General features: G+C 62.0%; 12 protein-coding genes and 2 pseudogenes. 3 read left to right on the top strand and 11 right to left on the bottom strand.

The window, feature by feature from the left end:
* Positions 1–73: 73 nt before the first annotated feature.
* Positions 74–274, bottom strand: coding sequence for a hypothetical protein (locus tag D5125_02545; protein QFY88451.1), 201 nt, complete (start codon positions 272–274; stop codon positions 74–76).
* Positions 275–572: 298 nt separating this feature from the next.
* Here D5125_02545 and D5125_02540 point away from each other — a divergent pair, with 298 nt between their 5' ends.
* Positions 573–1,439 carry an HDOD domain-containing protein gene (locus tag D5125_02540; protein QFY88450.1) on the top strand — a complete coding sequence of 289 codons (867 nt, stop codon included), beginning with the start codon at positions 573–575 and terminating at the stop codon, positions 1,437–1,439.
* Between the two features lie 69 nt (positions 1,440–1,508).
* Here D5125_02540 and D5125_02535 read toward each other — a convergent pair whose 3' ends face one another.
* Positions 1,509–2,201, bottom strand: a complete 693-nt coding sequence (locus D5125_02535) for a hypothetical protein (protein ID QFY88449.1) — start codon at positions 2,199–2,201, stop codon at positions 1,509–1,511.
* 155 nt (positions 2,202–2,356) lie between these two features.
* Between D5125_02535 and D5125_02530 the strand changes: the two genes are divergently transcribed.
* Positions 2,357–2,791 (top strand): hemerythrin family protein, encoded by a 435-nt coding sequence (locus D5125_02530; protein QFY88448.1) that lies wholly within the window; start codon positions 2,357–2,359, stop codon positions 2,789–2,791.
* Between the two features lie 87 nt (positions 2,792–2,878).
* On the opposite strand, the gene D5125_02525 is transcribed toward D5125_02530, so the two are convergent.
* From D5125_02525 to D5125_02505, 7 genes and pseudogenes are all read right to left on the bottom strand, one after another.
* The gene (locus D5125_02525) at positions 2,879–3,877 is read right to left on the bottom strand and encodes a serine/threonine protein kinase (GenBank protein QFY88447.1); all 999 of its coding nucleotides are present in this window, start codon (positions 3,875–3,877) and stop codon (positions 2,879–2,881) included.
* Positions 3,878–3,921: 44 nt separating this feature from the next.
* Positions 3,922–4,086, bottom strand: coding sequence for a rubredoxin (locus D5125_17260; GenBank protein QPB72260.1), 165 nt, complete (start codon positions 4,084–4,086; stop codon positions 3,922–3,924).
* Between the two features lie 63 nt (positions 4,087–4,149).
* A pseudogene (locus tag D5125_02520) lies at positions 4,150–5,259 on the bottom strand (FAD-dependent oxidoreductase).
* Between the two features lie 102 nt (positions 5,260–5,361).
* Positions 5,362–5,523 (bottom strand): annotated as a pseudogene (locus tag D5125_17255) (rubredoxin).
* A gap of 36 nt (positions 5,524–5,559) precedes the next feature.
* Entirely contained in the window at positions 5,560–5,925 is a 366-nt protein-coding gene (locus D5125_02515; GenBank protein ID QFY88445.1) for a hypothetical protein, read from the bottom strand.
* Between the two features lie 105 nt (positions 5,926–6,030).
* Positions 6,031–6,840, bottom strand: coding sequence for a DUF2202 domain-containing protein (locus tag D5125_02510; GenBank protein QFY88444.1), 810 nt, complete (start codon positions 6,838–6,840; stop codon positions 6,031–6,033).
* A 106-nt stretch (positions 6,841–6,946) separates the two neighbouring features.
* On the bottom strand, positions 6,947–7,816 hold the full coding sequence (locus D5125_02505; protein ID QFY88443.2) for a CZB domain-containing protein: 870 nt from the start codon (positions 7,814–7,816) through the stop codon (positions 6,947–6,949).
* 451 nt (positions 7,817–8,267) lie between these two features.
* Between D5125_02505 and galE the strand changes: the two genes are divergently transcribed.
* A complete protein-coding gene (galE, locus tag D5125_02500; protein QFY88442.1) occupies positions 8,268–9,374 on the top strand; it encodes a UDP-glucose 4-epimerase GalE in 1,107 nt (368 codons plus the stop codon).
* Here galE and D5125_02495 read toward each other — a convergent pair.
* Both D5125_02495 and D5125_02490 read right to left on the bottom strand, forming a co-directional pair.
* Positions 9,298–10,254 carry an SLAC1 anion channel family protein gene (locus tag D5125_02495; protein QFY88441.1) on the bottom strand — a complete coding sequence of 319 codons (957 nt, stop codon included), beginning with the start codon at positions 10,252–10,254 and terminating at the stop codon, positions 9,298–9,300. The genes galE and D5125_02495 overlap by 77 nt on opposite strands.
* A 134-nt stretch (positions 10,255–10,388) precedes the next feature.
* Complete coding sequence (locus tag D5125_02490) at positions 10,389–11,294, bottom strand: GGDEF domain-containing protein (protein QFY88440.1); 906 nt, start codon at positions 11,292–11,294, stop codon at positions 10,389–10,391.
* Positions 11,295–11,570 lie beyond the last annotated feature (276 nt).

The raw sequence follows: 11,570 nt of genomic DNA, 5'->3' as shown, positions 1-11,570 counted from the left end.
CTGGTGGGAGGGCCGCTGTGCTGCGCGATGTGGCGTCCTTTTATGTCGTGGTAACTGCTGCCTTTTGGGGCGACTAGCCGGCATAAAAGCCCTCGACCTGGATCCTCGGCCGCTGCAGCGGGCAGCGTTGTTCGGCCTTCTGGTTCAGGTAGTCGATCACCTGGCCATCATCCATGTCAGACTTGATTACGAATTTGATGTCGGCCGGCAGGATGTGGCCACGGGCCCATTCGGGTACCTGCTTGATCAGGACGGTGATTCGAGACAGTGTCATGGCATTTCTCCGGGTTCTTGTTGATCTGCTGTACAGTCTAGACGCACAGGCCCTGGGCTTCCTTGGCCTGTCCCGCAAAGCCCATGCCAACCAGGTCACAGTACGGGAGATTCACGCCTTTTGGCCGTTGATGTTGGCCTGAGGTTCTCTACTGGGGCCAATCTGGATAGAATGTCACCGCCATTGGCGCTTAAGGGATCCCCAAATGGTACGGGCTTGCCGGACCGGACAAGCAGAATTCAACCCAGAATAGGGCTAGGGATCAGGTCATTTCATGACTGAACAAGCGAGATAGGCGTTGACCGAGAACGATGACAAGAAGGGCGATGCCCTGCAGCAGCAGCGTTTCCAGATGCTCAAGGATATTGCCGGCGAACTCTCTGGTGATATCAATTTCCCCACCAATTTCAATCTCATCATCCAACTGCGTGAGACCCTCAATGACCCGGACTGGGATCTCAATGACGTGGTCAAGCTGCTCAGTGTCGAGCCCCTGATCTCCTCCCGTCTGGTGGGGTTGGCCAATTCGGCGGCCTACAAGCGGGGCAAGGCCGAGATTGGCGATCTGGCGACCGCAGTGAAGAAACTGGGCATCAATCTGGTGCGCACCACGGCCTTTGGTATCGCCACCAAACAGTTTCTCAATGCTCGCTCCATGTCGGTGTTCAGCGACATATCCCAGTGGTATTGGGACCATTCCCTGAGGACCGCCAGCGCCGCCAGCGTGGTCAATCGGCATCATGGCCGCTTTCCGCCGGACATGGCCCTGTTGGCGGGGCTGATCCACGACATAGGTGCCTTTTACCTGCTCTACCGCGCCTCCAAGTACGATGAGTTGTGCAAACGGCCGGAGACGGTGAAATACCTGATTGCCCAGTGGCACGAGAGCATGGGCCACGCCCTGCTCAACGCCCTGGGCCTGCCGGAACAACTGACCGAGGCGATCAAGGAGCACGACTGCCCGCGCGCGGTTGCGCCGGTGCAGCTGAAGACTATGGCCGACCTGGTCTATGTGGCCAATATCCTGGCCGGGGTGGAGGAGGAATGGCGCTACATCGATGGCATAGACGTAGTGCCAAGCCCCGATATGCTGGATGAGAAGTTCTCAAGCCTGGGCGAGGAGATCGAACAGCAGTACCTGGAACTGCGCGCGGCCTTTGCTTAGGGCCGCTTGGCTTGGCATAAGGCGGGTCATGGCCGAAATTGGCGCCACGGGGTGCTGCTGCGGGGTTGATCAGGGCTCGGTCTTGCGCGCCATCTGCTGGCGTTTTGCCAAGGCCCGCCGGTAGAGCTGCACATCCGCCCTGGGGTGATACTTGGGGTCATTGTCTCTGATCAGCCGGGCGAGAACCTGCGGGTCTTCCGGTAGATTGATCTCCAGCATTGCATGCCAGGCCGGATCGGTGATGAAGCTGTAGGCCTTGGGCCTGAACTGCCATGCGCCCCAACCGCTGCCCAGGCGGCGGGATTGCCATTGGCGCAGCGCCTGTACGCGCCGCCAGGTCTCACCCTGGCGGCAGATCAGGGTATAGCGCTCCTCCGCACCCTGACCCAACTGCTCTGGCCGCTGGTGGCGATGCACCGCAGCGCGCAGGCCGATGCGGTCATCCCCGTCCTGGTGTTCTATATCGACGAAACGCTCGGCCTCGCGGTAGAAGCGGGCCAGGCGCTGCTGTTCCTGGCTGGTTCTGTCCGCCCCCGCCTCCTCGGCGGTCTTGGCCTGCTGGACGGGGGGCGGGGCCTGGATCGGTTCGACCCCCTGGCTGGCCTGCTCAATCAGTTGCTTGAGGGTCTCGGCGCGGCTGTGCAGACCCAGCCCCTGGCCGAGCCGGTCCAGGGCCTGGATCAAATCCTCCGGTAGATAGACCTCAACCCGCCTGCGGTTGGTCTTGTTGCGCCACTTCTGCTGGTTTTTTGCGCTTGCCATGGATGCTGCCCCCGGTTTTCAGCTAAGCATAGCCGACTACAGCTAAGTTGCCAGCCAGACCTGGACATAGCTTGCAGCCAGGGGCATATTTCTTGCCTTTGGCCTGGGCTTAGGGATTAGAATGCCAGGCAGTGATAACCCTTTGGAGGTGTGTTATGCCAATCATCTGGCGGGACCAAATGCGTGTGGGCAACGATCTGATCGATCAGGATCACAGATACCTGGTTTGCCTGTTCAACTGCCTGGAACTGTCCCTGGGGCGGGAGGATTCCCGAGAACTGCTGCCCTCCCTGTTCGGCCAGTTGCTGGAATACACCCAGACCCATTTTGATCGCGAGGAGCGCATACAGCTGAAGGCCAATTATCAGCATTACATGGAGCACAAGCTACAGCATCAGAACATCATCGAGCACCTGGATGAGATCAATCGGCAGCTACAGCGCTGTCTGGAATCGGCGGAGGGCGAGGTTGAATTCCCCATCAATCTGGAGGTCATGGCCCTGGCCCGGGAATGGGTCATAGACCACATCATCAAGACCGACCGGGACATGATCCCCATGCTCAAAAAGCTACCGAAAAACTTTCAGTGATTGGAAGATGGCCCGCTGCCAGCCGTCAGCAGAGATTCAACCGATACGGCTCTTCTCCCATTCTGCGTCCCTTTGCTGGCGTTTTGCTCAGGGATAAACCAATCGAAATTCGCTGTCCTGCATGCGCCTGAGCTGTTCGCGCAGGCCGAGGATCAGATCCTCCCAGTAACGGCTGCTGTCGAACCAGGAGAAGGCCAGGGGGAAGGCGGGGTCCTGCCAGCGTTGGGCGATCCAGGCGGCGTGCTGCAACATGCGCAGGCTGCGCAGGGGCTCGATCCAGTTCAGCTCGATGGGATTAAAGCCATGAAACTGCTCGTAACCCTCCAGGATGTGGCGCAGTTGCAGGCCCATGTCCGCCAGATCTCCGGACAATAGCATCCACAGATCCTGAATCGCAGGGCCCGTGCGGCAGTCGTCCAGGTCCACCAGCAGGGGGCCATCACGCCAAAGGATGTTGCCCGGATGCAGGTCGCCATGGATGCGCAGCCCGGCTGGAGTGCCGATTTGGTCCTGGAGTAGCCGGATATGGCGTAACAGATCGGCGACCAGGCTGGTGAAGGCCTGCTCCAGGTGGGGCGGCAGCCAATTGCCTTGTTGCAGGGAATCCAGGGCCTGCTGGCCCGCGCTCAGGGGTTCCGGCGCAGGGCGGTGCTGGAAGGCCCTGCTTGCTCCCAGGGCATGCAGGCGGCCCAGGGTGCGTCCCAGCCAGAGCTGGGTTTCGGTGTGATCCAACTCCGGTGCGCGGCCACCCCGACGCGGAAACAGGGCAAAGCGAAAACCCTGCTGCTGGTGCAGGGTCTGGCCCTGCACGCTCAGGGGGGCAATCAAGGGGATCTCGGCCTCTTGCAGTTCCAGGGCAAAGCCATGTTCCTCCAGGATCTGGGCATCGCTCCAACGCCCTGGCCGGTAGAACTTGACCACCAGCGGCTCAGCCCCCTCCAGGCCGACCTGATAGACCCGGTTTTCATAGCTGTTCAGCGCCAGCAAACGGCCATCACAGACCAGCCCCAGGGATTCCAGGGCCTGCATCAGGCTGTCCGGGTCGAGCCGGTAATAGGGGGTGGGGTCTATCGGATTGCTGTTCATGGCCCTATTCTACGGCCTTGTTGCGGCCGTATGCGCGCCCGCCCTTAAACCGGCTCAAAATCATCCTTGTAGGCCCCACAGCCGGGGCAGATCCAGTCCTCGGGTAGTGCGGACCAGGGGGTGCCGGGGGGGATGCCTGCCTCGGGGTCGCCCAGTTTGGGGTCATAGCGCCAGCGGCAGATGAGGCATTCATGGCAGCGATCGGACAGGTCCGGCGGTTTGGGCGGGGTTTTTTCCGGCCTGGCGAAACGGGGCTTCTTGGGCAGTGGGGGCAGCAGGTCGGGCATCTGCCGGGCCAGCTCCTTTTGCTCGGCGGTGCAGTCTCCCGCCAGGGCAAAGCCAATGGGTCGGTTCAGCTCATCCAGAAACAGCGCCCTGGCCGAAGCCTCGGCTGGGAACTCCAGCCGCCATTCCCCCCGGCTGCCCGATGCCGGTGGGCAGACCACCAGGGGCAGGGCAGGGGTCTTCACCAGTACCGGCAGGGCGGGCAGGTCGAGGGCGGTTTCTGTGCCGTTAAGGGTCTTGGCAATGGCCGCCGCCTGGGCCAGCAGGGGGGCGATGTAGGGCAGGGGGCCAATGTCGGTCTGTACGCAGTCGCCCAGGGCAAAGATGTGCGCATCACTGGTGCGCAGGTAGCGATCGACGCGGATGCCCAGACCGGTTTCAAGCCCCGCCGCCTGGGCCAGCTGGATACGCGGGGCCAGGCCGACGGCGGAGAGGGCATGGTCAAAGGCCAGGCGACTGCCGTCATCCAGCTCGGCGATCAGGCCCTGTTCGCTGCGCAGATAGCGGCCGATGCTGCGCCCCAGGTGAAAGCGACAGCCCAGGCCTTGCAGGGCATCCACCAGCATCTGGCCCATGGTCTGAGGCAGCAGCCGCGCCAGGGGCCAGGGGGCCGGGTCCACCACCTCGACCTGAAAGCCGCCAGCGGCCAGGTCGTTGGCGAACTCGCAGCCGATCAGACCGGCGCCAATGAGCAGGATACGACCCTGCTTGCCTATGCGCTGGTGCCAGCGGCGGTAGTCGTCCAGGTCGTTCACTGTGGCTATGTCCAGCTGTCCGTCCCCCGGCGTGGGGAAGACGCGGGCATCGGCACCCAGGGCGAGGATCAGCTGTTCGTATGCCAGCAACTCCTCTCCGTCGCTACTTTGCAGGCTGATCTGCTGGGTCTCGCGGTGGATGGCGCTGACCTGGGTGCGGCTGCGGATCGGGCAGTTGAGTTCGGCGGCCAGCTCCTCGGCGGTCTTCTGCACCAGCTGATCGGGCTGCTGACCCCGCGCCAGGGCGGTGGACAGGCCGGGCTTGCTGTAGGCCTCGCCGCCATCGGCGCTGATGATCACCAGGGGCAGGCTGGCATCCTGCTTACGCAGCTCCTTGGCCATACTCAGGCCGGCGATGCCGCTGCCGATGATGACCACCGGCCTTTGCTCGCGGATCTGGGGTGCTGCTGTGGTGTCGCTCGCCGCTGGCGCTGCCGAGAGGGGCTCGAAGTCCCCCTTGCCGACACCGCATATGGGGCAGACCCAGTCGTCCGGGATGTCCTCCCAGGCGGTGCCTGGCGGGATGCCGCCATCGGGGTCGCCCAGGGCGGGGTCGTAGATCCAGTCGCAGATGACGCAGCGGTAGCCTTGGGGGCCTTGATTCATGGCTCAGATGACAGATGACAGAGGACAGAGGGTTGATTATTTCTCCACCAACCGATCGGTATGGGGGATGCTGCGCTGTTTGGCCCAGCGATAGAGGGCATAGCCACCGGCACCGCAGACGGCGGCGAGCAGGATGGGCCCGCCCAGCCCGCCCAGTCCCAGGCCCAGCTTGAGGCCGGTGGCCTTGCCGGCAAAAAAGCCGCTGCCGGCGCCGCCACCCACGGCCATGCCGACGTGATGCGCCGCCCCGCTGCCCAGGGCGCGGCCCCCGGCCCCGGCGGCCTGACCGGTACCGCTGCCGGCCAGGCCGGCCAGCTTGCTCGAACCCTGACCGACCTTGACCACGTCAGAGACCACCTCAAAGCCTTCTTCGATCTGACCCTGGTGTTGTTGTTGCGTCATGGGTTGTGCTCCTGATGGGATTATTGAGGGAGTCTGCCCCTTTGCCCTCGCCCTAAGGATCATGGGGGAAGGGCAATATGGGGTCCGAACCATTACTCTGTTGGATTAAAACCCGGCGGCATTGTTCAGCGGGTTGAACAAGGGGTTGTGGATGATCTGGTTGACCCGCTCCTGGCCCAGCAGTTGGGCCTTGTAGGGCTGGCCGTAGAGTTCTATGCCGTGGGCAAAGGCGCGCAGATGGTGATAGGAGCCCCGTTGGATGTTCTGGTAAACCCGCTGTATGTCGGGCTTGTTGGTGCCCTGCAGGGCAGTGTCCAGGTCCTGGATATCCACCTCCTCGATCAGGGCTCCGACGTGCATGGCGTCCAGGGTCGATTTCTGCCCCTTTTGCATCAGGTCTTGATACAGCTTGGCCAGGTGGCTGTTGCTGAATTGGCCGGGGGGGCTGTTGGCGGCCGGGTCTTGCAGGCCGTAGCGGGCCAGCAGGTTGGCGATGGCGCTGGTGTGACGCTGTTCCGAGCGGGAGATGCTGGCGAATAGCGACAGCTTCCATTTCTGGTAGAGGGCGCTGTACACGTCCAGGGCCAGCTTTTCCTCCTCGCGCATATACAGCAGGTGTTGCATCTCCTGCTGGCTCAGGTTGCCGACCGGTTGCGGGGCGTTGAGGGCGGCGTTCTGGGCAAACTGGGCCGGGGCATTGGCCGCCTGGCCTGCGGTCATCTGCATCCGCGGCCCGGTCTGGCTGGGCTGAAACAGCAGGAACAGGCCGCCAATCCCCAGCACCATGCTGCTCAGGCCGATCAGCAGGGTCTGTCGGTTGAAGGCCCAGTTGCTGCGGTCGATGAGGCCCCGCGGCTGCGGGGGTTCATCGAAGATGTCGTCGGGGATCTGTTCGTCGTCGTGTTGCTGTTTCATGTGCGGCCAAGTCCTGGGGTGTCAGGGGCGGATACTACCATCCTGAAGACGGCGGCAAAACCGCCAGGCTGGGGTCTTTTTCGGGGCCAGGGGGGATTTGTTCCCATCAACGGGTAAACAGGCGCTGAAACAGGCTGGGGTAGTCCTCGATCTCGCGCTCGATGCGGGTAAGCAGAAAGACCACGTCCCGGCTGAGTTCCTTGACGTTGTCGTAGGCCTTGTCGGCGTCCTGGTAGTGGCGGCGGTTGAGGAAGGAGATGGTGCGGTCGGCGTTGTGGTGAAAGCGCTTGTGTACCTCGTCAAGTTTAAGAAAGGTTTCGCTGTCCTGATAGTGCTTGAGGGCGGCCCCGTGCAGCCACACCCCCAGGTCGCATTCCTCGGCGGGCTGGGGGGCCAGTTTGCGGCCGCGCTTGCGGAACGAGCGCTCCAGTTCCTGAGTCCAGCGCATGTGAATCAGGCGGGCGACATTGACATTGAGCAGCATGGCCCCCAGGTTTTTGCTGCGCTGGCGCAGAAAGGGCAGGCCCTTGGCATCGCTGGTCTGCACCATGGCCAGGGGGGAACGGACCGGGCCTCCGCCGATCACCCGTCGCAGGAGCCCGCCGCCGCCCTGGCGGCTTTCGATAATGGCCAGCTCCATCTGGGTGAGCTGATAGATGATTTCCTTGCTCAGCCCGCGTACCTGCTGCATGGCGGCCTCGGCCGCCGCCTCATCCCCCGCCGCCACCGCCTGGGTGACCTCCAGGGCATGGCGATGAAAGGCCTTGTGGACGTCCTTGAGCGCCCAGATCTCCGGCCGCTGGGCGTATTTTTGCAGGCCGGAGCTGTAGATCCAGACCCCCAGGTCGCAGTCCTCGTGGGAGGACAGGCGCAGGTCATCGCCGCTCTTGCCCCTGATCAGGGCCTCCAGTTGCTCCTCCCACTTGAGGTGGATGACGCGGGCGATGTTGACGTCGAGGTTGATATCCAGGGACATGCAAGGCTTCCTAGGTGTCGTGGATGGATTTGGGTCTGCAAGGGCGGATGCAAAGGCCAGGTAGTGGCCCCGTACACCGCTTGCTGAGCCTGAGGCTGTCCGCAGCCGAACCAAAATTGGCGGCATTCTGACCCAGGTTTGCCCCGGCCTCCATGAAAAAGCGCATTTCCACGCAAAATCGGCGGCCAATGGGATGATCCAAGCGGGATGACACTGGGCATCTGGTCCCTGACAATTCGGCCTGCTAGACTCTGTCCATTGCGCCATGGGCTGGCTTGGCCTGAACGGCATGGTGGGAGGGCAGCTTGCTGCGCGACCTGGCAGGGCCACTTGCAGCGTGATCAGCGATGTCCTGTCAGATCGCCCGGCAGAGTCGGCCTCCCACCCCAGGCCGCGCATGGCCAGCCAAGCTGAGAGAATGACTCAGATACAGGGGTAAGCAGGAAAAACCATGGGAACAAACCCCAGAGTACTGGTCACAGGAGGTGCCGGCTATATCGGCAGCCATGCCTGCAAGGCCCTGGCACGGGCGGGCTATATACCGGTCAGCTACGATAACCTGGTCTATGGCCACCCCTGGGCCGTGCGCTGGGGCCCCCTGGAGCAAGGTGATATCCTTGATCGTCGGCGGCTGGATGAGGTCATGGCGCGGCATCAACCCATCGCCGTCATGCACTTTGCCGCCTATGCCTATGTCGGCGAATCCGTGCTTGACCCCGGCAAGTACTACCGCAACAACGTCGTCGGCAGCCTGACCCTGTTGGAGGCCATGCGGGATCATGGCATCGACCGATTCGTCTTCTCCAGCACCTGCGCCACCTATGGCGAGCCGCAGCACATACCCATGGACGAGGCCCACCCGCAGCACCCGATCAATCCCTACGGTGCCTCCAAGCTGATGATTGAACGCATGCTTGAGGACTTCGCCAAGGCCCATGACCTGAAATGGATAGCCCTGCGCTACTTCAATGCCGCCGGAGCCGATCCCGATGGTGAAGTGGGTGAACGGCACGATCCCGAGACCCACCTGATCCCACTGGTATTGGATGCGGCCGCCGGTCTGCGCCCCTCGATCACCGTCTATGGCGACGATTATGCGACCGAAGACGGTACCTGTATCCGCGACTACATCCACGTCTCCGACCTCGCCGAGGCCCATGTACTGGCATTGCAGGCGTTGCAGCCTCCTGATTTGTCACCGAAGCTTCACCCTGAGGGCTGGGAAGACTGCGCCAATACGGCCTACAACCTGGGCAACGGTCAGGGGTTCTCGGTACGTCAGGTCATTGCATTGGCCAGCCAGATCACAGGTTGCCGGATACCGGTCGTGCATGGCCCCAGACGTCCCGGTGACCCGCCCCGGTTGATAGCCGACGCTGGCCTGGCGCTGAAGCATCTTGGATGGCAGCCGCGGCATGCCTCCTTGGAGGCGATCATCGCATCGGCCTGGTATTGGCATCGGCAGGGACTTGACGGCCCGTCTATTCCGGTTGGCAGATCTTGCCGCCGCGCACCGCCAGCGCGGTACGGTAGATCAGGTAGCAGACAATCAGGCTGAGCAGGGCCAGCAGCGAGATGCCGAGGTAGAGGAACATTTCGGCCCCGGTGCGCTCGAACATCAGCAGGGTGGCGATGGTGATGGCCGCGATGGGGAAGGAATAGGCCCACCAGGACAGGGCAAAGGGTAGCTTGACGAAGCGGCGGCCCTGGGTGAAGAACATCAGGGTCAGGAACAGACCGCCGTAGTAGAGCACCCGGGCGAAGTTATCGATATCGCCATTGAGCTTGACGTAGGCGATGAAGCCCGCCGCCGGTGGCGCGATGAGGATAAAGAAGGTAGGCATCAGCCTGTCCGGTAGCGGGTGGTGGAAGAGTACCCGATTGAAGATGATGGTGAACAGCACCAGCCAGAAGATGATGCCGGTGCTGAAGAAGAACCAGGAGATCTCCGGGTAACCCAGGTCCATGCCGGTGATGGGGATGAGCACATTGCCCACCACGGGGATGAACCAGGCCGGGTTGATGTGATGGATCTCGTAGTGTTCGTGGTGAATCCAGGAATTCAGCACATATTGGGTGAGCAGCAGGTGCAGCAGGCTGCCGACTATCCAGAGGGCGGCGGCCAGGCCGTGGCTATAGGGCAGGGCGATGACGGAGAGCAGGATCAGGCTGATGGAGATGGTGGGGAAGAAATTCAGCTTGATCGGGTGTTTCAGCTCTTCCTCCACGGCGTCCGGGTAGTTGAGGAACTTGCCCAGGTAGAGCCCGGCCAGGGCGATAAAGGCAAGGCCGGCCAGCAGCCCCACCAGGCTGTCCAGGGCGGGGCTGATCCCCAGCACCTGCTGGGCCTTGCGCCAGGCAATGGAGAGCCCGGCCAGCCCCATGATCATGGCGAAAAAGGAGATCGGAAAATACTGCAACCGTTCCGGTAGATGCATGGCTCTGCCCCCGTTACTCAGGAATATTAGATTTCGTTAATATACAGGAAATCTCTATGCCGAGTAAAGGGGCAAGCGGCTTCGGCTTTGGCTTCGCTCGGCCAGCGCTCCATTTAGTGTTCCAAGCCCCTGTTTCAGGCCACCACCTGATTGCGGCCATTGTGCTTGGCGGCGTAGAGTGCCTGGTCGGCGCGGACAAAGAGTTCACTGGCGCTTTCGTTGTCGCGCAACTGGGCCACGCCAAAGCTGGATGACAGGGTCAGGCCCTGGATCCCGCCATAGTTCTGTTCGTAGATACGCAGGCGTAGTCGCTCGGCCAGCAGGCGGGTGCCGTCCAGGGCGCTGTGCGGGGCGATGACGACGAACTCCTCGCCGCCGTAGCGGTAGAGTTGGTCGCCGCCGCGGATCACCTCCTGGGCCGCCTGACTGATGTATTTGAGCACCTCATCGCCGAAGTTGTGGCCCTGGCTGTCGTTGATCTTCTTGAAGTGATCTATGTCCATGACGATCACCGACAACGGGTGGTTGTGGCGGTGGGCCAGTTCGATCTCGACGATCAGGTCCGAGTCGAAGGCGGCCCGGTTGCGCGCCCCGGTGAGGTGATCGCGAAAGGCCCGATCCTGGGCCTTCTGGAACAGCAGGGCATTGCGCAGGGGATGGAGCAGGACGTGCAGGTAGTGTTCCACCTGCACCAGGTCGTTATCGCTGAAGCCCTGTGCCTTGTACAGGTCCAGGCTGCCCAGGTAATCACCATTGAGCACCAGGTCGTAAGAGCAGTTGTGACCTCCCAGAACACCGTGGGAAAAACCGGTGTTTTCCCCCGGATATTGGTAGATCAGCCCGGTATAGCCTACCGGCTTGTGGCTTTCCCGGTAGAATTGCTCAATCACCCAGGGGCTGGAGAGATTGGTGTGCAACAGGTTGCCCAGCCTGAGCAGGGCCAGGGTCTCGTGCTTGGGTACAGGTTGGCTGCGGCGCGGCGGCAACCCCTTGGGGAATCTGGCGACCTGGGCGTTATTGGTGTTCAGTTGCATGTCCATGTTTGTTCTCACAGTTGGATTGACCTGCCACTGTTAAGCGATAAGCGTGCCAGTTTTCTTGCCACCGTCAGGCAGCGCTATCCAGCCGGTGAAATTGACTGGGCTGTTCAGTGGTTAGCGGCATGGTGCGGAATTCTTGAGCCGCTGCGGCCAGGTTTTTCCGATTCGCCTCAAACCCCTTAGGTTGGTCCATTCAGGTGGGATTGAGGGGGATTCTGGCTGAAGAAATCCTCCCTACCCCCTTTGCAAAGGGGGAATTAGATGCTCTGTCCTTAG

Origin of the sequence: gamma proteobacterium SS-5 (assembly GCA_009497875.2) — a bacterium.
Lineage (GTDB): Bacteria > Pseudomonadota > Gammaproteobacteria > Chromatiales > Chromatiaceae > Magnetovirga > Magnetovirga frankeli.
The sequence above is the reverse complement of the archived record's forward strand: the minus strand, read 5'-3'. Positions and strand labels throughout refer to the sequence as shown.

Bases quoted from the DNA above. Each gene is read 5' to 3' on its own strand.
- D5125_02545 (QFY88451.1), bottom strand. From the start codon at position 274: ATGACACTGTCTCGAATCACCGTCCTGATCAAGCAGGTACCCGAATGG.
- D5125_02535 (QFY88449.1), bottom strand. From the start codon at position 2,201: ATGGCAAGCGCAAAAAACCAGCAGAAGTGGCGCAACAAGACCAACCGC.
- D5125_02530 (QFY88448.1), top strand. From the start codon at position 2,357: ATGCCAATCATCTGGCGGGACCAAATGCGTGTGGGCAACGATCTGATC.
- D5125_02525 (QFY88447.1), bottom strand. From the start codon at position 3,877: ATGAACAGCAATCCGATAGACCCCACCCCCTATTACCGGCTCGACCCG.
- D5125_02515 (QFY88445.1), bottom strand. From the start codon at position 5,925: ATGACGCAACAACAACACCAGGGTCAGATCGAAGAAGGCTTTGAGGTG.
- D5125_02510 (QFY88444.1), bottom strand. From the start codon at position 6,840: ATGAAACAGCAACACGACGACGAACAGATCCCCGACGACATCTTCGAT.
- D5125_02505 (QFY88443.2), bottom strand. From the start codon at position 7,816: ATGTCCCTGGATATCAACCTCGACGTCAACATCGCCCGCGTCATCCAC.
- galE (QFY88442.1), top strand. From the start codon at position 8,268: ATGGGAACAAACCCCAGAGTACTGGTCACAGGAGGTGCCGGCTATATC.
- D5125_02495 (QFY88441.1), bottom strand. From the start codon at position 10,254: ATGCATCTACCGGAACGGTTGCAGTATTTTCCGATCTCCTTTTTCGCC.
- D5125_02490 (QFY88440.1), bottom strand. From the start codon at position 11,294: ATGGACATGCAACTGAACACCAATAACGCCCAGGTCGCCAGATTCCCC.